The organism is Streptomyces sp. NPDC093598, assembly GCF_044764825.1.
Lineage (GTDB): Bacteria > Actinomycetota > Actinomycetes > Streptomycetales > Streptomycetaceae > Streptomyces.
Genome location: NZ_JBIWIV010000003.1, coordinates 84,889 through 104,425, shown reverse-complemented (window position 1 = coordinate 104,425; position 19,537 = coordinate 84,889). Strand labels below are relative to the sequence as shown.

The following is a 19,537-nucleotide window of genomic DNA, read 5'->3' as shown; positions in this document are numbered from 1 at the left end:
ACGCAGGGCGGTGGCCGAAAGCCACCGCCCTTCGCCGTCTCCGCCGAAACGCTGTTGTACGCCGTATAAGAACTGTTCTACGGTGTACAGCATGACGACGTCCCCCCAGGAGAAGGCCCCGCCGCACACCGTTCCCGGCGGGCACCCCCAGCGCTGGCTGATCCTCGGTGTCATCTGCCTGGCGCAGCTCACCGTGCTGCTCGACAACACGATCCTCAACGTGGCCATCCCCTCGCTCACCCGCGAGATGGACGCCTCGACCGCCGACGTCCAGTGGATGATGAACGCCTATTCGCTGGTGCAGTCCGGCCTGCTGCTCACCGCGGGCAACTCCGCCGACCGCTACGGCCGCAAGCTGATGCTGATGTCGGGCCTCGTGATCTTCGGCGTGGGCTCGCTGGCCGCCGGACTGTCCCAGAGTCCGGCCCAGCTGATCGCGGCCCGTGCCGGCATGGGCGTGGGCGGCGCGCTGCTGATGACCACGACCCTCGCCGTGGTCGTGCAGATCTTCGACGACCAGGAGCGCGTGAAGGCCATCGCGCTGTGGTCGACGGTCAGTTCGCTCGGATTCGCCGCCGGGCCGCTGATCGGCGGTGTGATGCTGAACCACTTCTGGTGGGGCGCGATCTTCCTGATCAACATCCCGGTCGCCGTGCTCGGCCTGGTCGCGGTCGCCGCGCTCGTGCCGGAGTCCAGGCACAAGGCGGGCGATCGGCCCGACCTGGTCGGTGCGGTGCTGTCGACCATCGGCATGACGGCCGTCGTGTACGCGATCATCACCGGGCCCGAGCACGGCTGGACCTCCGCGCAGGTGCTGGTCTCGGGGCTGATCGGCGTGGTCGTGCTCGGCCTGTTCGTGCTGTGGGAGCTGCGGACCGAGCACCCGATGCTCGACATGCACTTCTTCCGCAACCAGAAGTTCGTGGGCGCGGTCGCGGGCGCGATCCTCGTGGCGTTCGGTATGACGGGGTCGCTGTTCCTGCTCACACAGCATCTCCAGTTCGTCCTCGGCTACGAGCCGCTGGACGCCGGGCTGCGGACGGCGCCCCTGGCCCTGACCGTCGTGGCGCTCAACTTCACGGGGGTCGGGGCGAAACTGGTGCTGAGGGTGGGGACGCCGGGGGCGATCGCGCTCGGCATGACCCTGGTGTCCGCCGGGCTGGCGGCGATCGCGCTGCTCGGCGGCCACGGGTACGGGGGCATGCTGCTCGGGCTGATCGTGATGGGGGCGGGTGTGGCGCTGTCCATGCCGGCGATGGCCAACGCGATCATGAGCGCGATCCCGCCCGAGAAAGCGGGGGTCGGAGCGGGGATCAACGGCACGCTCGCGGAGTTCGGCAACGGGCTGGGGGTCGCCGTCCTCGGTGCCGTGCTCAACTCGCGGTTCGCCTCGCTGGTCGCCGTGTCCGCGGCGTCGTTGCCGGCGGCGCTGGCAGCCGCGGGCTCGGCCGAGGAGAAGGCCAGGATCTCCGACGCGTTCGCCTCCGGCCTGGAGACCAGTCAGCTGGTGGGGGCGGTCGCAGTGCTGGCAGGCGGGCTGGTCGCGGCGGCGTTGCTTCGGCGTGCTGAGCGGGCAGAGTCCGCCTAGGAGCTCGGGCGACCGGGCAGTAGGGCGGCTGCGGGTCGTTGTGGCCGGTCGCGCAGTTCCCCGCGCCCCTGATGGGGCGCATAGCATGGCCGGCGTCAGAAAGTTGAGGAAGGTGCGCCATGGCGAAAGCCGCCCGGCAGGATCAGCCGCGGTCCAGTGTCTGGCTGGAAGACAAGGCGCACCGGCGGCGCGGTGGAGGGCAGCCCTCGGGGCTGGACCGGGCGCGCATCATCGAGGTCACCGTGCGGCTGCTGGACGCCGAGGGGCTGGCCAAGTTCTCCATGCGGCGGCTCGCCGGCGAGCTGAACGTCACCGCGATGTCCGTCTACTGGTACGTCGACACCAAGGACGACCTGCTCGAACTCGCCCTGGACCAGGTCATGGGCGAGATGCGGCTGCCCGATCCGGACGCCGGGGAGGACTGGCGGGACGAGGTGCGGGCGCTCGCCCGGGAGTACCGGACGCTGCTGGTGCGGCACCCCTGGGTGTCCGCGCTGGTCGGGGTCTTCCTCAACATCGGCCCCCACAGCCTGGCGTTCTCCCGGGTGGTCCAGCGCGTCGTCCGCAGGACCGGGCTGCCCGCGAAACGCCTGACGAGCACGATCTCGGCCGTCTTCCAGTTCGTCTACGGCTACGGCACCCTGGAAGGCCATCTCGCCACCCGGGCCGCCGCCGGCGGCATGAGTGTGGACGAGTACTTCCAGCAGGCCCTGACCACCGTGACCGCCGCCCCGCAGGCCGCCGACGTCCTCCAGGAGTCCCGGGAGATCATGGCGGCCCGCGGTGGCGACACGGTCGCCGAAATGCTGGAGCGCGACTTCGCGTTCGCGCTGGAACTGCTGATCGCGGGCATCGAGGCGATGGTCGCCCGCGAGCGGGAAGCCGCCGGAGAGGGCTGACCTACTCCCCTTCCACCAGTCGCGCCGGGAAGCCCCCGGTCGCCACCGGGCCCCACCGCTCCGGCGTGATCCGGATGATCGACTTGCCCTGCTTGAGCATGGCCGCGCGGTACTCGTCCCAGTCGGGGTGCTCCCCGGCGATGTTCCGGTAGTACTCCACGAGCGGCTCGACCGAGTCGGGGGAGTCGATGATCTCGGCCGTGCCGTCGATCTGGACCCAGGGGCCGTTCCAGTCGTCGCTGAGCACGAGCAGGCTCACACGCGGGTCCCGCTTGGCGTTGCGGGTCTTGGCGCGCTCCGGGTAGGTGGAGACCACGATCCGGCCGGAGTCGTCGACACCGCAGGTCAGCGGGGAGCCCTGGGGGCCGCCGTCGGCTCGCCGGGTGAGCAGGACGGCGTGGTGCCGGGGTCGGACGAAGTCGAGCAACTCGTCCAGGGAGACGCGGGTGTTCGTCGCGATGTTCGGTGCCATGTCCGGCAGCCTACGACGCCATGGCTTCGGCGAGGTCGTCGTAGACGGGGACGTCCCGGCGCAGGCCGGTCAGTTCCAGGACCCGGCTCGTGATGCCCTCCGGCCGGGCCACCAGGCGCACCCGGGCCCCCGGACGCAGACGGTGCCGTACGTCGTTGATGAGGCTGATGCCCTGGGAGTCCATGAAGGTGGTCTCGCGCAGGTCGAGGACGAGGAGTTCCAGCCGGTCGCCCCGGGCCTGAGCTGCGGACATGACGAGCGGCAGCAGCTCCGCCGCGTTACAGAAGTCGATCTCGGCGGGCATGGTGAGGTGGACGCGGCCGGGGAGGTCGCGCGGTTCTGTGGGATTCGTGAAGAAGGTCACGGCACTCACCTGGCAGACGTTCGTCCTGATTCCGGTAAGGCCGCTTCCTGACCCGTGGGGCCATTCCACCATGCGGGGGGCGGGTGGAGGAAGCGCCCCTCGGCGGCGTCGGCCGGACGTCACTTGGAGGCAACCGAACAGTTAGAGTGCTGTCCGTCCTGTGCTCGCAGTCGGGAATGTGCTGCGGAGCTCTCCTGCGCACGGCCATGGCCGTGCATGCCGAAGAGGTTCGTGGTGGCTGCGTCCGAGTTTCCTGATTTGCCCCGTTATCCGGCTGGCGTCGAGCTGGCCGAAGCCTTGACGGTGGCTTCTCAGCAACTGCACGAAACCCTCACGCCGCACAGCGCTCTGCGCACGGCGGTCCGGCTGGCCGTGCACCTCATGCCGGGCGCCGAGCACGCCGGTATCTCCGTGATCGAGCGCGGCAACAAGCTCCGCACCCTCGCCTGGACCGACGAGGTCGTGCGGTCCGTCGAGGCCCGGCACGCCGGTCGCGAACAGCATGTCCTGTGGGACCAGTTGTGGAACAGCCCGGTGGCGCGGATAACGGACAGCGAGGCGGACGACGGCTGGGACGCGCTGGCGGCCCTGGGACTGCGTTCGGCGCTGTCGCTGCGGCTGCGCGCCGACCGCCGCCGGCTGACCGTGCTCACGGCCTACGCGAGCAAACCGGGCGTCTTCGACGAGGACGCGACCCGCATCGGCCGGCTGTTCACCGCGCACGTCGGCATCGCCCTGGACTCCGCGACCGTGCGTGAGCAGCTCACCGAGGCCATGCACACCCGGGATCTGATCGGCCAGGCCACCGGCATCCTCATGGAACGCCAGGGCATCGACGCCCCGGCGGCCTTCGAGAGCCTGGTGCGGGCCTCCCAGCGGGAGAACGTGAAGCTGCGCGATCTCGCACGCCGGATCGTCGGTGCTCACACCACCCCCTGAGGTGGGGTGAGATACGAAGGAGGCGTGTTCGGATGGTGACGGGATACCCGTACGGTCATGAGTTCCGAGACGTCCGACACGCTCGACCAGGCGATGGTGCGCAGTAGCGGTCTCGACACCCTGCTGCGTGATCTGACCGACCGCGCGGTGCAGGAGGTGCCCGGCGCCGTCGCGTGCAGCATCACCGTGCGCCGCGCCGGCCGGCTGCTCACCCTGGCCGGCAGCGACGGCATGCCCAGCGGCCTGGACCTGCGCCAGTACGAGAACGGCTCGGGGCCCTGCGTCGACGCGGCCGAGACCGGCGAGGAGCAGTACGCCCCGGATCTGACGGCGGAGTCCCGCTGGCCGTCGTACACGGAGTACGCCCTGTCCGCGGGCGTGCGCTGTGTGCTGGCGGTGCCGGTGGCCGTCGAGGGCGGGAGCGGCGCCGCGATCAACTTCTACGGCGTGCGGGCGGAGGAACTGGGCACGGGCCGGGAGGCGGCCCGTGCCTTCGCGGCCCGGGCGGGGGACGCGATCGACATGGCGCTGCGCATCGAGAGCCGGCGGCAGTCCGCGGCCGACGTGCGCACCGCGCTGCTCTCCCGCAGCGTCATCGACCAGGCGATCGGCATCCTGATGGCCCGGGAGCGGATCGACGCCCGTAACGCGCTGGAGCGGCTGCGCCGCGTCTCGCAGGACCGGAACGTCAAGCTCCGGGACCTGTGCGGCCAGTTGGTGGCGAAGGTGTCCGCCCCGGACTCACGCCGCCGGCAGTGACTCGCCCTGCACGGCCTGGATGTCCAGCTCCACCTTCAGCGTGGTGCCGATGGCGGCGATGCCGGCTTGCAGGACCTGGTTGTAGTTCATCGCGAAGTCCTCGCGGCGCAGTTCGGTCGTGGCGCGGAACGCCGCGCGGATGCCGCCCCACGGGTCCGGACCCGTGCCGAGGTAGGCCAGATCCAGGTCCACGGGCCGTACCACCCCGTGCATGCCCAGCTCGCCGTGGACGGTCCACCGGTCGGACCCGGTCGCCGTCAGCCCCGTCGACCGGAAGGTGATCTCCGGGAACCGCTCGACGTCCAGGAAGTCCGGCGACCTCAGATGCCCGTCGCGCATGCCGTTGCCGGTGTCGACGGACGCGGCCCGGATCACCGCCTCCACGCGCGACTTGGTGACGTCGTCCGGGGCGATCTCGATCGAGCCGGAGAACTCCGTGAACCGGCCGTGCACGCTGGAGATGCCCAGGTGCTGTGCCACGGCGGCCACGCTGGAGTGCACCGGGTCGACGGTCCACGGGCCGGGCGGCGGCAGCTCGGTGCCGCCCTGCCGCGCCAGCGTCACCGAGCCGACCTCGGCCCGCCCGCTCGCCGTGACGATCACACTCGACGCGGCGGGCGCGTACCCGACGGCCGTGACGATCACGGTGTACGCCCCCGGCTCCAGCGGCGTCGCGTCCCGTACGGCGCCCTCCGCGTCGGCCTCGGCCCGCAGCACCTGCGCACCGGTCATGTCCGCCACCGTGACGACCGCGTGCGACACGGCCCATCCGTCCCGGGTACGGATCCTCGCGGTCAGTCCCATCTCAGCTACTCCTAGAAGAAGAAGCCGGCCCGCGACAGGGGGCGCACCTCCGCTCAGAGCGCGCCCACCTGTCACGGGCCGGGGTCGTTGCTACTCGCCGGGGTGGGCGAGTTCGATGTCGTGGGCGTCGGTGCCCGCGCCCGTGACCGTCAGGGCGGTGGCCACCGGCGGGTAGCCCGTGGCGATGACGGTGTACTCGCCGCCGTCCAGGTCGGTGAAGGCGTACGCCCCGTCCGTCCCGGTGGTGGCCGAGCCGACGACGTTGCCCGCCTGGTCGACCAGCGTCACCCGGGCGTCGGCCAGCGGGCCGTGCGGGGCGCGGACGACACCCTGGACACGGGCGCCCGCGTCCAGGTCGATCTCGACCCGGGTGACGCCGGTGCCGCCGACCTCGACGGGCAGGGCCCGCGGCCGGTACCCGGCGGCGTTCACCGCGACGGTCACCGCCCCCGGCACCAGCTCGGCGAAGGAGAACTCGCCCTGCTCACCGGTGGTCCCGTTGGCCAGCAGGTCCCCGCGCACATCGGTCACGATGACCATGGCGTCCTTGACGGGCTGCCCGTTCCCGGCGGCCCGCACCAGGCCGGTCAGCCCGCTGGTGCCGCTGAGCAGGATGTCGTAGGCGACCGGCTCGCCGTTCACCACGACCGTGGACGCCTGAGGCTGGAAGCCGTCGGCGGAGGCGATCAGGACGTACGACCCGGAGCCCGGGGCGTCCACCGCGTACGAGCCGTCGGCCTGCGCCACGGACCGGCCCAGCTGGCGCCCGGCCAGCGAGATCAGCGTGACGGCGGCCTGCGGCACGGGCGCGGACTCGGCGCCGCGGACGAAACCGCGCACCGGAACACCGCCCCCACCGGACTCCTCGGCCGGGGCCGCCGTGGCGACGGCGGCGAGCCGCTGCGTCCCCTCGGGCCCGGTCCCGTCGGCGGCCTCGGTCTCGGCCACGGCCCAGCGCGGCACGGCCTTCTCCGCTTCGGCGGCCTCGACGGCGACTTCAGCCGGAACCACGGCAGGCGTCTCCGCGTCGGCGGCCTGCGCCAGCCCGCCCTTCGTCTTCAAGGGGACCTCCTTGATGAACAGCGCCACCAGCAGCGCGAGCAGCGCCATCGGGGCCGAGTAGAGGAACACGTCCGCGACACCGTGGCCGTAGGCGCTCTCCACGACGGTGCGGATCGGCGCGGGCATCGCGCTCAGGTCGGGGATGTTGCCCTCGCCCGTCCCGGCGTGGCCGAGGGCCGCGCCCTTCGGGCCGAGGTCGGCCAGGCCGTCCTTGACGTAGTCGGTGATCCGGGTGGCCAGGACCGCGCCGAGGGCGGAGACGCCCATCGCACCGCCGAGGGACCGGAAGAACGTCACCGTGGAGCTGGCCGCTCCCAGGTCGGAGGGCGCCACCTGGTTCTGCGTGCACAGCACCAGGTTCTGCATCATCATGCCGATGCCGAGACCCAGCAGCGCCATGAAGATCGCTATGTGCCAGTACTCGGTGTCGTAGCGGATGGTGCCCAGCAGACCCAGGCCCGCGGTCACCAGCACACCGCCGCCGATCAGCCAGCCCTTCCAGCGCCCGGTCCGGGTGATGACCTGGCCGGAGACGGTGGAGGAGACGAACAGGCCCGCGATCATCGGGATCGTCATGACGCCGGACATCGTCGGCGACTTGTCGCGGGCCAGCTGGAAGTACTGGCTGAAGAAGACGGTCCCCGCGAACATCGCGACACCGACGAACAGCGAGGCCAGCGAGGCCAGCGTGATGGTGCGGTTGCGGAACAGCCGCAGTGGGATGATCGGCTCGCTCGCCTTGGCCTCGACGAGGACGAACAGCGCCAGCAGCGCCAGCGAGCCGCCGACCATCGCGTACGTCTGCCAGGACACCCAGTCGTACTTGTCACCGGCGAAGGTGACCCAGATCAGCAGCAGGCACACCGCCGCCGTGATCAGCAAGGCGCCGCCCCAGTCCACCTTGACCTTCCGCTTGACCACGGGCAGGTGCAGGGTCTTCTGCAGCACGATCAGGGCGATCACGGCGAAGGGCACGCCGACGTAGAAGCACCAGCGCCAGCCGAGCCAGTCGGTGTCCGTGATGACACCGCCGACCAGCGGACCGCCGACCATGGCGGTGGCGAAGGTGGCGCCGAGGTAGCCGTTGTACCGGCCGCGTTCACGCGGCGAGATCATCGCCGCCATGATGATCTGGGCCAGCGCGGACAGACCGCCCATGCCGATGCCCTGGACCGCGCGGAAGGTGATGAGCATGCCCGGGTTCTGGGACATGCCGGCCGCCGCCGAACCCAGCACGAAGATGACCAGCGCGAACTGGATCAGCAGCTTCTTCGAGAACAGGTCGGCGAGCTTGCCCCACAGCGGGGTGGACGCGGTCATCGTCAGCAGGGACGCGGTCACGACCCAGGTGTAGGCGCTCTGGCCGCCGCCGAGGTCGCTGATGATCCGGGGCAGGGCGTTGGAGACGATCGTCGACGACAGGATCGCCACGAACATGCCCAGCAGGAGCCCGGTGAGGGCCTCCATGATCTGCCGGTGCGTCATCGGAGCGCCGTCGCCGGAGGAGCCGTGGGAGCCTCCCCCGTGCTTGGCATGAGCCCGCACACCGGCTGGTGTGGTCGTTGCCATGGGCTTCCTTTTCTTACGTGCTTGCGGGTGTACGGGTGGTCTGGTCGAAAGCGGCCGGTGCGGCCCGGGCCCCCGGCCGGCAGTCGAAGCTCTCCCTCAGCCGCGCCATGAGGTCCGTGAGCTGGCCGACCTCCTCGTCGGTCCAGTCGCTCAGGCGCTCGGCGAGGACCTCGGTGGTCCGCCGGGACAGCTCGTCGAGCTGTGTGTGGCCCGCGGGTGTGAGGCGCAGGATGCGTGAGCGTTTGTCCGCGGGGTCGGGGGAGCGTTCGATCCAGCCCCGGGCCACGACGTGTGCGACATGGCGGCTGGTGACCGACATGTCCACCGCCAGCAGCTCGGCGAGCTTGCTCATGCGCATGTCGCCGTGACGGTCCAGCAGGGTCAGAACGGCCGCCGACCCGCCGGGGCACTCGGCGGGCATGATCCGGCCGAGCTCCCGCTTCACGGCGCCGAAGGCACTGAACTGGCGTACCAGCTCTTCGTACTGCGCCTTGTCGGCCATGACACCTCCCGCTTTCGTTGCTTAGGGCAACCATAGGAGCTGTTGGTTGCTACAGGCAAATAAAAGAGGTGAGCTCGGCATAAAAACTTGGCAAAGGCAAGTATTGCGAGAGTAAACGCGCTGGTGACGAGTCCGGCGGTACGGGTCGGCCGGGCCCAAACGGAACCCCAACCCCCACTTGGGGAGCCCCGCCGTTTTCGCTAGGGTCTCGGGGCATGGCTAACAACCAGGCCCCGCAGGGCAATCACGACCCCGCCGGCAGCACCCAGATGTTCCGCGCGTTCGTCGACGAGGCCCCGCAGGGCCGTCAGGCGGCGGCACCTTCCAGCAGCGGTCCGCGCATCGGCCTCATCCTCGGCCTCGTCGTCGCCGTGGCGATCGTCGCGGCAGTGGCCTGGCTGGCGCTGGCGTAACTCCGGCCCGTCGGGCGGGTTCGCACCCGCCGGACGACGCACGGGGACGTGTCGGGGGGTGTGCGCCCGCAGCGGTTGGCGCGTCGACGGACAGTCAGTCGGTGTGAGACCCATCGCGCCGTTCCGAGGACGGACACCCCCGGCGCGGCCCCGGCCCACCACCCGGCGTCAGGCGCAGGCGCGCGCACCCCCACCAAGCGGCCACAGGCATACGGCGCGGCCCCGACAGCCGCGCCCAGCCCTCCGTCGGTGTCAGTCCGAGATCAGGCCTTCCCGGAGCTGCGCCAGCGTCCGGGTCAGCAGCCGGGAGACGTGCATCTGCGAGATGCCGACCTCCTCGCCGATCTGCGACTGCGTCATGTTCGCGAAGAAGCGGAGCATGATGATCCGCCGCTCCCGAGGCGGCAGCTTCGCCAGCAGCGGCTTCAGGGACTCCCGGTACTCCACACCCTCCAGCGCGGTGTCCTCGTACCCCAGCCGGTCCGCCAGCGACCCCTCGCCACCGTCGTCCTCCGGCGCCGGCGAGTCCAGCGAGGACGCCGTGTAGGCGTTCCCCACCGCCAGCCCGTCGACGACGTCCTCCTCGGACACCCCGAGCACGGCGGCGAGTTCGGTCACCGTCGGCGACCGGTCCAGCTTCTGCGAGAGCTCGTCGCTGGCCTTGGTCAGAGCGAGCCGCAGCTCCTGGAGCCGGCGCGGCACCCGCACCGACCACGACGTGTCACGGAAGAACCGCTTGATCTCCCCGACCACCGTCGGCATCGCGAACGTCGGGAACTCCACGCCCCGTTCGCAGTCGAACCGGTCGATGGCCTTGATCAGCCCGATCGTGCCGACCTGGACGATGTCCTCCATCGGCTCGTTCCGGGACCGGAACCGCGCGGCGGCGTACCGCACCAGCGGGAGGTTGAGCTCGATGAGCGTGTCACGGACGTACGCACGCTCGGGGCTGTCCTCGTCGAGCGCGGCCAGCCGCAGGAACAGGGAGCGGGACAGGGTGCGGGTGTCGATGGCGCCCGCGGTCGGAAGGACCGGGACGGGCTCGGCCACGAGGGCCGGAGCCTCATCGATGGGGCCGAGTGAGTCGAGAGCATGGGGAGCTGACTCGCTCTCCGCGAGCGTGAGCACCTTCGAGCTGCCCTGTTCTGCGGACATGCCACCCCCTTTGGGTCGCGGGACGGTCGCGGCGGACGCTCCCGTCTGAGGAACGCAGCCTTCACCTGAATACCGGAGCCGGAGCTCCGGCAAACGCGCTTCCCGCAGAATGTCACATGTCGGCAACACGCTGTAGTGACATGTCGACATCTGAGACGCGAATCCGCCCTGCAAACAAGGGGTCTGACGGTCTTTCGGCTCTCAACTGTCGGCAACCGCCCTGATGAGCGATTTCCCTCCCCCAGGTGACCTCTCGCTAACGTTTGCGGTTACGCGTCGATGTGGTTCGCAGACCGCAACCGTTGGAAGCTGCGCGCGAGCAGCCGCGACACATGCATCTGCGAGACGCCGAGCTCCGCACTGATCTGAGACTGCGTGAGATTGCTGTAGTACCTCAGCAGCAGAATCCGCTGCTCCCGCTCGGGCAGCTGGACGAGCAGATGCCGTACGAGATCCCGGTGCTCCACGCCGTCCAGCGCGGGATCCTCGTAGCCGAGCCGGTCCAGCAGCCCCGGCAGCCCGTCACCCTCCTGTGCGGCCTCCAGGGAGGTCGCGTGGTACGACCGCCCGGCCTCGATGCAGGACAGCACCTCGTCCTCGGTGATGCGCAGCCGCTCGGCGATCTCCGCGGTCGTCGGGGTCCGCCCGAAGGAGGTCGTCAGGTCCTCCGTCGCGCTGTTGACCTGCACCCACAGCTCGTGCAGCCGGCGCGGCACATGGACCGTACGGACGTTGTCGCGGAAGTACCGCTTGATCTCGCCGACGACCGTGGGCATGGCGAACGTCGGGAACTGCACGCCCCGGTCCGGGTCGAAGCGGTCGATGGCGTTGATGAGCCCGATCGTGCCGACCTGGACGACGTCCTCCATCGGCTCGTTGCGGGAGCGGAACCGGGCGGCCGCGTAGCGCACGAGCGGGATGTTGGCCTCGATGAGCGCCCCGCGCACGCGGTCGTGCTCCGGAGTACCGGGCTGGAGCTCCTTGAGCTGCGCGAAGAGGACCTGCGTGAGCGCCCGGGTGTCGGCGCCACGACTGCTCCGCTGGGGAGCGGCCGGAGCGGCCGGAGCGGCTTCCGGGCTCGCGGCCTGAGCCGGAGCTGCCTGGTCGGGAGCTGTCTGGACCGGATCTGCCTGAGGAGACGGTGTCTGAGGGGACGGTGCTTGAGCGGACGGTGCTTGAGCGGACGGTGCCTGAGGTGCGGTACTGGCCAGCACGGTCAACTCCACCTCGTCATCGTCAACTCATCCGTCAACGCCTCCATCAAAAGCGGTCATAGCATCACAAGACATGTGCACTGTGTGCAAGCACCCCATAACTACGTGTTGAGGGATGAAAGCCGCACAAATCAGCCCACGCAACACAACCCACGCAACAAAAGAGCCCCCTGCCGAAGCGACAGGGGACCGGTCCGAAGCGGTGGGTTCTCAGAACTCGTAGTCCGCGATCACCCACGTGGCGAACTCCCGCCACAGCGCGACACCCGCCTGGTGGTCCGGGTGCTCCACGTACCGCCGCAGCGCGTCCGCGTCGTCGAAGGCCGAGTTGATGGCGAAGTCGTACGCGATGGGACGGTCGCTGACGTTCCAGCCGAGCTCCCAGAAGCGGATCTCGGGGATCGTGCCCTCAAGTGCGCGGAAGGCCTCGACTCCCTTCACGACCAGGGGATCGTCGCGCTCGACGCCCTCGTTGAGCTTGAAGAGCACCAGGTGGCGGATCATCACTTTCCTCCGTTGGCGACCCACGTGGCGAAGTCGCCGAGGGCCTTGGCGGCGTCCGAAATGCCCTGGAAGCCTATCTGGACGTAGTCGGCTGCCTTGGCCGGGTCCGTGATGATCACGTACAGCGCGAAGACCACGACGGCGTAGACGGCGACCTTCTTCGCGTTCACCGCCATCGCGGCCTCCCCTGTCACTGGTGTCCCATGCAGCGCACATGATCGCACGAAGGACCGATCACACGAAGGGGCTGATCGCACGAAGGGCCCCGTCTGACGACGGGGCCCTTCTCAAGCGGTAGCGGAGGGATTTGAACCCTCGGTGACTTGCGCCACACTCGCTTTCGAGGCGAGCTCCTTCGGCCGCTCGGACACGCTACCGAGGGAGACCTTACAGCACGGAGCCGCGTGCTTTGAAATCGGTATTCAGCGGCCGCGGAAGAACTCCGTGAGCAGCCCGGCGCACTCCTCGGAGAGCACTCCCCCGATCACCTCGGGCCGGTGGTTGAGCCGCCGGTCGCGCAGGAGGTCCCAGAGGGAGCCGGCCGCGCCGGCCTTCTCGTCGCGGGCGCCGTAGACGAGCCGGTCGACGCGCGACTGCTGGATCGCGCCCGCGCACATCGTGCAGGGCTCCAGCGTCACCACGAGGGTGCAGCCGGCGAGCCGCCACGCACCGAGCGCGGCCGCGGCCCGCCGCAGGGCGAGGACCTCCGCGTGGGCCGTCGGATCGCCGCCGGCCTCGCGTTCGTTGTGCCCCGCCGCGAGCACGGTCGTGCCGTCCGGGGCCAGGACGACGGCGCCGACCGGGACGTCCCCGCCCCGGACGGCCTCGGCGGCCTCGTCCAGGGCGAGTCCCATCGCGGGCCGCCAGGGGTCCCGGACCGGATCCGGCGGTGCCGGGGCGGCACGACCGGTCAGCGGACGGCCTCCAGGGTCTCCGAGGCGCCCAGGGACTCGGCGATCTCGGTGACGGCGTCCGTCGACATCAGGCGCAGTTCCTTCTCGCTCACGCCGAGGTCGTCCAGGATCAGGGCGTCGCCGACCGGGCCGTGCGGCACGACCTCGGTGGAGGCGGCGGCCCCGGCGGCGCCGTCGGCATCGTCCTCGTCCTCGTCGTCGTCGGATTCACCGTCCTCGGTGCCGTCGAGGTCGAGGGCGTCGAGAACGTCCCCGTCGTCCGGATCGCGGCCGAGCAGCTCGTCGGTGAGCAGGATCTCGCCGTAGCTGCTGCGTGCAGCGGCGGCGGCGTCCGAGACGTAGATGCGAGGGTCTTCCTCGCCGTCCACGCGGACGACGCCGAACCAGGCGTCCTCCTGCTCGATGAGCACGAGCACCGTGTCCTCGTCGGGGGAGGCTTCACGGGCCAGGTCGGCCAGATCCGACAGGGTTTCCACATCGTCGAGCTCTGTGTCGCTCGCTTCCCACCCGTCTTCGGTGCGCGCGAGCAGTGCGGCGAAGTACACCGTGACTCTCCCACTGGTCATAGGCGTGCCGGTTGGGGGTCCCCCCGGCGGAGGTTACGGGCGGGGAGTGCTCGTCCGAGCCCCACCCACTCGGAATCGTGGCAGAAACAAGGCGTTCAGGGGACGTCTTCGGCACCCTGTGTCCGGCAGTTCTGCCCGCGCGCTCGTTGCCGCCACCTGCGGATCGTACGCCGCTTCACCCCACTCCACGCACGGTCACCCGCGACAACCTCCGCGCGGTTCGTGATCTTTGCCGGAGGTTTCCTCACCCGTTTCCTACCAGCGGAACGTGCGCATGCGCATCGCGTGGCGCAACCGGGCGGTCTTGGCGCGGCGCGGCTGGACGCGGTCGCGCAGCTCCCGGGCCTCGGCCAGGTCGCGCAGGAACCGGGCGCGACGCCGGCGGCGCTCGGCGTCGGACTCCTCGGTCCCGTCCGCCCGGTCGGGCTCTGGACTCGTCCCCGGCCGTGTGCGGGGCAACGGATCGTCTCGGAATTTCCGGTCGGGCATCAGGTTCACCACCCCCAGTCCGTCTTTCCCACCTTCCCCCGGACGGGCGGTTTGACGCCAGCGATCGGGCGACGGCCGGACGAGGGCTTGCCGTGCGGTCCGGGCGACCCGCCCGGTTAATGTTGTGGACATGCGTCTCCACGTCGTCGACCACCCTCTGGTCGCCCACAAGCTCACCACGCTGCGCGACCAGCGCACCGACTCCGCGACCTTCCGCCGTCTCGCCGACGAGCTGGTCACCCTGCTCGCCTACGAGGCCACGCGTGACGTGCGCACCGAACAGGTCGACATCCAGACGCCGGTCGCGCGGACCACGGGCGTCAAGCTGTCCCACCCGCGGCCGCTGGTGGTGCCGATCCTGCGAGCCGGTCTCGGCATGCTGGACGGCATGGTCCGGCTGCTGCCGACCGCGGAGGTGGGCTTCCTCGGCATGATCCGCAACGAGGAGACGCTCGAGGCCTCCACGTACGCGACGCGCATGCCGGAGGACCTGTCGGGGCGTCAGGTGTACGTGCTCGACCCGATGCTCGCCACCGGCGGCACGCTGGTCGCGGCGATCCGGGAGCTGATCCGGCGCGGCGCCGACGACGTGACGGCCGTGGTGCTGCTGGCGGCTCCGGAGGGCGTGGAGATCATGGAGCGCGAGCTCGCGGGCACGCCGGTGACGGTCGTGACCGCCTCGGTGGACGAGCGGCTGAACGAGCACGGCTACATCGTGCCGGGCCTCGGAGACGCGGGGGACCGGATGTACGGGGCGGCCGAGTAGGCCGGACAGGGCTCCCTAGGGGGTGTCCGCGAAGTCCCGCCTGCCCCGCGACGCCCGGCACGCACTCTCGCCGCACCGGGCGAACACCCGAGTACAACCAGTACGCGGGTGTCCGCCCGGCACGCCGAGAGCACGCACCGAACGCCGCGGGGCCCGCCCTCCGGGCGAACGACGCGACTTTGCGGACACCCCCTAGCAGCTCTTCTTCGATGTGGGCGCCGGCTCGGGCCTGGCCAGCTCGGTCAGGGCCCGGTCGGCGTCCGGCCTTTTCGCCAGCTCCTTGAAGCCGTCCCCGATGACGAGGTCGACGGCGGCGCCCTTGCGGGCCGCCTCGGTACGCCGTTCGGCGCCCGGGAGCTGGGTGCCGAGCACGGGCAGCGAGGTGTCGAGCGCGCTGGCCGGGCCGAGCAGCAGCCCGGCGGCCTTGACCTTCTTGTCGTACTCCTTGGTCGCGTTGCCCACGTCGCCGATCTTGAAGCCGCGCTTCTTGAGCTCGTCGGCGGTCTTCTTCGCCAGGCCGCCGCGGGTGGTGGCGTTGAGCACGTTGACGGTGATCGTGCGCGGCTCGGGCAGGGGCTTGGCGCCGGGCGAGGGGCTCGCCTTGGTCTTGACGCCGCAGTCCGTCCCGTCACCGGCCGCCGAAGCCTTTCTGCCGCCGCCGGTGAAGGCGTCGATGAGCTGCAGCGTGCCCCAGCCACCCACGCCGAGGACGACGACGGACGTGACGGTCAGGACGACGAGCCTGCCGCGCCGCCGGGGCCCGCGCATCCGGGGGTACTTGTTGCCCGTGATGCGGTACTTGCCGCCCATGCCGGGGGGAGTCAGCATGCTCATGAGCGCAGCGTAGTGCGCCCGGGCGACGATGCCTACTAGATGATCATTCGACGTCGCCCAGTGGAACCCGAAAGGGCCAACCCGCGACCGGCGGGGATCAGTCGAGCTCGAGCACGCGCGCGTGCAGCACCTGGCGCTGCTGGAGTGCCGCTCGCACTGCGCGGTGCAGGCCGTCCTCCAGATACAGGTCGCCCTGCCACTTCACGACGTGCGCGAAGAGGTCGCCGTAGAACGTCGAGTCCTCGGCGAGCAGCGTTTCCAGATCGAGCTGACCCTTGGTCGTCACGAGCTGATCGAGGCGGACCGGGCGCGGCGCGACGTCCGCCCACTGCCGGGTGCTTTCCCGGCCGTGGTCGGGGTACGGCCGGCCGTTTCCGATGCGCTTGAAGATCACACGGAAAGCCTACCGGTCAAGACCTTCCGGGCGCAGCCATGGCGCCGAGGTGCGACGCTGAAAAAAACCCCACAAGGCGGTACGAACCGGGAACAGGGGCGTGAATATGCCGGACCGCGAGACGATGCCGTCGGCTCACGCTCCGGAGGTGTCCGAGCGCGCCGCCGCCCTTCCCCAGGAGGCCCTGCGGATCGCCTCCGGCTACGCCTTCTCCGGCCCGGCCCTGCATCTGGGCGCCCTGCTGTGGGACGGGCGGTGCCTGCCGGACGCGCAGGTCCGGGTGCCGCTGGCGATGCTCAACCGGCACGGTCTGGTCGCGGGCGCCACGGGCACCGGCAAGACCAAGACGCTCCAGCTGATCGCCGAGCAGCTGTCCGCCCAGGGCGTGCCCGTCTTCCTCGCCGACATCAAGGGCGACCTGTCCGGGATCGCCGCGCCGGGCCGCCCGGACGCCCGGGTCGATGCGCGGGCCACCGACGTCCATCAGCGCTGGACGGCGACCGGCTTCCCCGCCGAGTACCACGCCCTCGGCGGCATCGGCCGCGGCATCCCGGTCCGGGCCACGGTCACCGGCTTCGGCCCGGTGCTGCTGTCCAAGGTGCTGCGGCTGAACCGGACCCAGGAGCAGTCCCTCGCGCTGATCTTCCACTACGCCGACAGCAAGGGCCTGGAGCTGATCGACCTCAAGGACCTCAGAGCGGTCGTGACCTTCCTGACCTCGGACGAGGGCAGGCCGGAGCTGAAGACGATCGGTGGTCTGTCGGCGGCCACGGCCGGGGTGATCCTGCGCTCCCTCACCGCCTTCGAGGCGCAGGGCGCGTCCGGCTTCTTCGGGGAGCCGGAGTTCGACACGGGCGAGTTGCTGCGCACGGCCGAGGACGGGCGGGGTGTCGTCTCCGTCCTGGAGCTGAGCGCCGTACAGGACCGGCCGCAGCTGTTCTCGACGTTCCTGATGTGGCTGCTCGCCGATCTCTTCCACGATCTGCCCGAGCTCGGCGACGTCGACAAGCCGCGGCTGGTGTTCTTCCTCGACGAGGCGCACCTGCTCTTCGACGACGCCTCCGAGGCGTTCCTGGAGTCGATCACGCAGACCGTGCGCCTGATTCGCTCGAAAGGGGTCGGGGTCTTCTTCGTGACACAGACCCCGAAGGACGTACCGGCCGACGTCCTCGCCCAGCTCGGCAACCGCGTCCAGCACGCCCTGCGCGCCTTCACCCCCGACGACCACAAGGCCCTCGGCGCCACGGTGAAGACCTTCCCGAAGTCGCCCTACGACCTCGAAGAGGTGCTGACCGGCCTCGGGACGGGTGAGGCGGTGGTGTCGGTGCTCAGCGAGAAGGGCGCGCCCACCCCGGTCGCCGCGACCCGGCTGCGGGCGCCGGAGTCGCTGATGGGGCCGCTCGGGCAGGAAGCCCTGGAGCGGACGGTCGTGGAGTCCGCGCTGTACGAGCGGTACGCGCGTGCCGTGGACCGGGAGTCGGCGTACGAGCGGCTGGAACGCGGACGCGGGGCCAAGGGGCCCGACGAGATGCGGGACGCCGCGACCGGGCGGCCTGGGCGGGCGAAGGAGCGGCCGTCCAGGGCGGAGCGGGTGGTCGAGAGCGGCGTCTTCACGTCGTTGGCCCGGTCGGTGGGGACGCAGATCGGGCGGGAGATCACGCGGTCCCTGTTCGGCACGGCACGGCGTTCGGGACGGCGCAGGCGTTAGCGCGGGGGAGGCGTCGGAACGGCGGAGGCGTCAGGGCGCCTCCGCCGCGAGGGTGGGTCAGCCGCGGTCCCGCCCCTGTCCCTGTCTCGGTCCCTGTCCCTTCGGGGGGTGCGGCGGCTTGCGCGTGTCCGGCCGGGCGTGGGGCTTGGGGGCGCTGCGGGCGGCCTCCGCGCGCAGGAGGGCGCGCAGCACCGCGTACGGGTCTTGGAGCATGGCTGGGTTCCTCGTCGTTCCTCGTCGTTCTGGTTCCGTCTGGTTCCGTGCGGGACGGACGGACCGGTGGCCGGCCGGTCCTGTCAGCAGCGCAGGACCTCGGAACGCAGGGGGCGAGGGGCGTGCGGCGGGTTCGTCGGTGCGGGCACGGGGCGCTGTGCGGTGTACGCGGGCCCGGGGTCCTGGAGCGGGGCGGGGCTCAGCGGGACGGCGGTGCGGCGGGAGCCTCTGGCAGGTGGGCGCAGGGTGGTGTCGAGGACGTCGCACTCGGCGGTGGTGCCCTCCCCGGAGACGACGGCCACCGGCCCCGCGTGGGCCTCGGCGTGGGCGCCCGGCACGAGCAGGGCGAGCAGCAGGACGAGCACCCGCAGCCACGCGTTCCGGCGCGGGCCGCGAGCGACGGGCTGCGGTGCGGGGGTCACGGGAGGTCAGTCCCCGCCGCGTCGATGCCGCTCATCCCCCCGGCTGCGGGATCCGCTCGCCCTGGGTCCGGGCTCGGCGACCTCGCGGCCCTCGTGCTGGTCTGGCGGGGCATGCACGCCTGGTGGGGTGTGACCGTGCCGTTGCGGGCGGCCGGAGAACGGGCCGTGGGGGAAACGGGGTTCCGGGCTCTGGGGCGGGCGGGGCACGCGGTCACCGGAGGCGTCGTGCTCCGGGTCCCAGGGGGAGCCGTTCGGTGGCTCGGTCATGGTCCATGCTTGGACCGGCCCGCAGACGCCCGCCACCCGGAACGGGCCGGGAGAGCGACACCGGGTGTGCCGGCCGGCTCCGGACGCGGCCGGGCCCGCCCCGGGGGATGATCGGGGCATGGACGTCACTCTTCACCTCGCCCAGGATCCCGAGGCCGACGCGCTGCTCGGCCGCAGCCCCCTCGCCGCGCTGGTCGGCATGCTGCTGGACCAGCAGGTTCCGATGGAGTGGGCGTTCAAGGGCCCGGCGACGATCGCCCAGCGGCTCGGCGGCGACGACCTGGACGCGCACGAGATCGCCGCGCACGAGCCGGAGGCCTTCGCCGCGCTGCTGTCGCAGAAGCCGGCGGTGCACCGCTACCCGGGCTCCATGGCCAAGCGGATCCAGCAGCTGTGCCAGTACCTCGTGGAGCACTACGACGGTGACGCCGAGGCCGTCTGGAAGGACGTCGGAACCGGCAAGGAGCTGCTGAAGCGGCTCGCGGAGCTGCCGGGCTTCGGCAAGCAGAAGGCCCAGATCTTCCTCGCGCTGCTCGGCAAGCAGCTCGGCGTGCGGCCGACGGGGTGGCGGGAGGCGGCGGGCTCCTACGGCGATCCGGATTCGTTCCGCTCGGTCGCCGACATCACCGGCCCCGAGTCGCTGGTCAAGGTAAGGGCGCACAAGCAGGAGATGAAGGCGGCGGCCAAGGCCGCGAAGGCCTCCGGCGCGTAGACGTCACC

Annotated in this window: 24 protein-coding genes and 1 tRNA gene; 8 read left to right on the top strand and 17 right to left on the bottom strand. The window is 71.0% G+C overall.

What is annotated here, in order from left to right; translation table 11 throughout:
• Positions 1-91: 91 nt before the first annotated feature.
• Together ACIRDU_RS12270 and ACIRDU_RS12265 are read left to right on the top strand one after the other, a co-directional pair.
• Positions 92-1,588 carry an MFS transporter gene (locus ACIRDU_RS12270; protein WP_403577625.1) on the top strand — a complete coding sequence of 499 codons (1,497 nt, stop codon included), beginning with the start codon at positions 92-94 and terminating at the stop codon, positions 1,586-1,588.
• Between the two features lie 119 nt (positions 1,589-1,707).
• Positions 1,708-2,487 (top strand): TetR/AcrR family transcriptional regulator, encoded by a 780-nt coding sequence (locus tag ACIRDU_RS12265; protein ID WP_403577621.1) that lies wholly within the window; start codon positions 1,708-1,710, stop codon positions 2,485-2,487.
• 1 nt (position 2,488) lies between these two features.
• Here ACIRDU_RS12265 and ACIRDU_RS12260 read toward each other — a convergent pair whose 3' ends face one another.
• Both ACIRDU_RS12260 and ACIRDU_RS12255 read right to left on the bottom strand, forming a co-directional pair.
• Positions 2,489-2,959: a PPOX class F420-dependent oxidoreductase gene (locus ACIRDU_RS12260; protein WP_403577618.1), complete on the bottom strand. Its 471-nt coding sequence runs from the start codon at positions 2,957-2,959 to the stop codon at positions 2,489-2,491.
• A 10-nt stretch (positions 2,960-2,969) separates the two neighbouring features.
• The gene (locus ACIRDU_RS12255) at positions 2,970-3,332 is read right to left on the bottom strand and encodes an STAS domain-containing protein (protein ID WP_403577615.1); all 363 of its coding nucleotides are present in this window, start codon (positions 3,330-3,332) and stop codon (positions 2,970-2,972) included.
• A 207-nt stretch (positions 3,333-3,539) separates the two neighbouring features.
• Between ACIRDU_RS12255 and ACIRDU_RS12250 the strand changes: the two genes are divergently transcribed.
• Together ACIRDU_RS12250 and ACIRDU_RS12245 are read left to right on the top strand one after the other, a co-directional pair.
• Positions 3,540-4,262, top strand: a complete 723-nt coding sequence (locus tag ACIRDU_RS12250) for an ANTAR domain-containing protein (RefSeq protein WP_403577613.1) — start codon at positions 3,540-3,542, stop codon at positions 4,260-4,262.
• Positions 4,263-4,319: 57 nt separating this feature from the next.
• Entirely contained in the window at positions 4,320-5,021 is a 702-nt protein-coding gene (locus tag ACIRDU_RS12245; protein WP_403577611.1) for an ANTAR domain-containing protein, read from the top strand.
• Here ACIRDU_RS12245 and ACIRDU_RS12240 read toward each other — a convergent pair.
• From ACIRDU_RS12240 to ACIRDU_RS12230, 3 genes are all read right to left on the bottom strand, one after another.
• Positions 5,004-5,825 carry a YceI family protein gene (locus ACIRDU_RS12240; RefSeq protein WP_403577609.1) on the bottom strand — a complete coding sequence of 274 codons (822 nt, stop codon included), beginning with the start codon at positions 5,823-5,825 and terminating at the stop codon, positions 5,004-5,006. The two genes, ACIRDU_RS12245 and ACIRDU_RS12240, sit on opposite strands and share 18 nt — an antisense overlap.
• A 90-nt stretch (positions 5,826-5,915) precedes the next feature.
• On the bottom strand, positions 5,916-8,456 hold the full coding sequence (locus tag ACIRDU_RS12235; protein WP_403577607.1) for an MFS transporter: 2,541 nt from the start codon (positions 8,454-8,456) through the stop codon (positions 5,916-5,918).
• Between the two features lie 13 nt (positions 8,457-8,469).
• Positions 8,470-8,958 carry a MarR family winged helix-turn-helix transcriptional regulator gene (locus ACIRDU_RS12230; RefSeq protein ID WP_403577604.1) on the bottom strand — a complete coding sequence of 163 codons (489 nt, stop codon included), beginning with the start codon at positions 8,956-8,958 and terminating at the stop codon, positions 8,470-8,472.
• 215 nt (positions 8,959-9,173) lie between these two features.
• On the opposite strand from ACIRDU_RS12230, the gene ACIRDU_RS12225 reads away from it, so the two are divergent.
• Positions 9,174-9,371, top strand: coding sequence for a hypothetical protein (locus ACIRDU_RS12225; protein WP_403577602.1), 198 nt, complete (start codon positions 9,174-9,176; stop codon positions 9,369-9,371).
• Between the two features lie 252 nt (positions 9,372-9,623).
• Here the strand turns inward: ACIRDU_RS12225 and ACIRDU_RS12220 are convergent, their stop codons facing one another.
• The 8 genes from ACIRDU_RS12220 to ACIRDU_RS12185 all read right to left on the bottom strand — a co-directional run bounded on the left by ACIRDU_RS12220 (position 9,624) and on the right by ACIRDU_RS12185 (position 14,213).
• On the bottom strand, positions 9,624-10,526 hold the full coding sequence (locus tag ACIRDU_RS12220) for an RNA polymerase sigma factor SigF (protein ID WP_403577599.1): 903 nt from the start codon (positions 10,524-10,526) through the stop codon (positions 9,624-9,626).
• A 269-nt stretch (positions 10,527-10,795) separates the two neighbouring features.
• Positions 10,796-11,746: an RNA polymerase sigma factor SigF gene (locus ACIRDU_RS12215; RefSeq protein WP_403578974.1), complete on the bottom strand. Its 951-nt coding sequence runs from the start codon at positions 11,744-11,746 to the stop codon at positions 10,796-10,798.
• A 204-nt stretch (positions 11,747-11,950) separates the two neighbouring features.
• Positions 11,951-12,244: a Dabb family protein gene (locus ACIRDU_RS12210; protein WP_403577596.1), complete on the bottom strand. Its 294-nt coding sequence runs from the start codon at positions 12,242-12,244 to the stop codon at positions 11,951-11,953.
• Positions 12,244-12,420 (bottom strand): hypothetical protein, encoded by a 177-nt coding sequence (locus ACIRDU_RS12205; RefSeq protein WP_366715726.1) that lies wholly within the window; start codon positions 12,418-12,420, stop codon positions 12,244-12,246. The genes ACIRDU_RS12210 and ACIRDU_RS12205 overlap by 1 nt, the downstream gene beginning before the upstream one ends.
• A 116-nt stretch (positions 12,421-12,536) precedes the next feature.
• Positions 12,537-12,621, bottom strand: a tRNA-Ser gene (locus ACIRDU_RS12200).
• 45 nt (positions 12,622-12,666) lie between these two features.
• On the bottom strand, positions 12,667-13,098 hold the full coding sequence (gene tadA, locus ACIRDU_RS12195; RefSeq protein ID WP_403577594.1) for a tRNA adenosine(34) deaminase TadA: 432 nt from the start codon (positions 13,096-13,098) through the stop codon (positions 12,667-12,669).
• A gap of 56 nt (positions 13,099-13,154) precedes the next feature.
• Positions 13,155-13,703 (bottom strand): hypothetical protein, encoded by a 549-nt coding sequence (locus ACIRDU_RS12190; RefSeq protein ID WP_403578972.1) that lies wholly within the window; start codon positions 13,701-13,703, stop codon positions 13,155-13,157.
• A gap of 276 nt (positions 13,704-13,979) precedes the next feature.
• On the bottom strand, positions 13,980-14,213 hold the full coding sequence (locus ACIRDU_RS12185; protein WP_403577592.1) for a hypothetical protein: 234 nt from the start codon (positions 14,211-14,213) through the stop codon (positions 13,980-13,982).
• 130 nt (positions 14,214-14,343) lie between these two features.
• Here ACIRDU_RS12185 and upp point away from each other — a divergent pair, with 130 nt between their 5' ends.
• Entirely contained in the window at positions 14,344-14,979 is a 636-nt protein-coding gene (upp, locus tag ACIRDU_RS12180; protein WP_104778992.1) for a uracil phosphoribosyltransferase, read from the top strand.
• Positions 14,980-15,171: 192 nt separating this feature from the next.
• On the opposite strand, the gene ACIRDU_RS12175 is transcribed toward upp, so the two are convergent.
• The gene (locus ACIRDU_RS12175) at positions 15,172-15,789 is read right to left on the bottom strand and encodes a LytR C-terminal domain-containing protein (RefSeq protein ID WP_403578969.1); all 618 of its coding nucleotides are present in this window, start codon (positions 15,787-15,789) and stop codon (positions 15,172-15,174) included.
• Between the two features lie 121 nt (positions 15,790-15,910).
• Positions 15,911-16,207: a type II toxin-antitoxin system VapB family antitoxin gene (locus tag ACIRDU_RS12170; RefSeq protein WP_003999914.1), complete on the bottom strand. Its 297-nt coding sequence runs from the start codon at positions 16,205-16,207 to the stop codon at positions 15,911-15,913.
• A 106-nt stretch (positions 16,208-16,313) separates the two neighbouring features.
• On the opposite strand from ACIRDU_RS12170, the gene ACIRDU_RS12165 reads away from it, so the two are divergent.
• On the top strand, positions 16,314-17,915 hold the full coding sequence (locus ACIRDU_RS12165; RefSeq protein WP_403578966.1) for a helicase HerA-like domain-containing protein: 1,602 nt from the start codon (positions 16,314-16,316) through the stop codon (positions 17,913-17,915).
• Positions 17,916-17,972: 57 nt separating this feature from the next.
• On the opposite strand, the gene ACIRDU_RS12160 is transcribed toward ACIRDU_RS12165, so the two are convergent.
• Positions 17,973-18,128, bottom strand: coding sequence for a hypothetical protein (locus ACIRDU_RS12160; RefSeq protein ID WP_403577589.1), 156 nt, complete (start codon positions 18,126-18,128; stop codon positions 17,973-17,975).
• Between the two features lie 83 nt (positions 18,129-18,211).
• Positions 18,212-18,550 carry a hypothetical protein gene (locus ACIRDU_RS12155; protein ID WP_403577586.1) on the bottom strand — a complete coding sequence of 113 codons (339 nt, stop codon included), beginning with the start codon at positions 18,548-18,550 and terminating at the stop codon, positions 18,212-18,214.
• A gap of 385 nt (positions 18,551-18,935) precedes the next feature.
• On the opposite strand from ACIRDU_RS12155, the gene ACIRDU_RS12150 reads away from it, so the two are divergent.
• Positions 18,936-19,529, top strand: a complete 594-nt coding sequence (locus tag ACIRDU_RS12150; RefSeq protein ID WP_403577583.1) for an HhH-GPD-type base excision DNA repair protein — start codon at positions 18,936-18,938, stop codon at positions 19,527-19,529.
• Positions 19,530-19,537 lie beyond the last annotated feature (8 nt).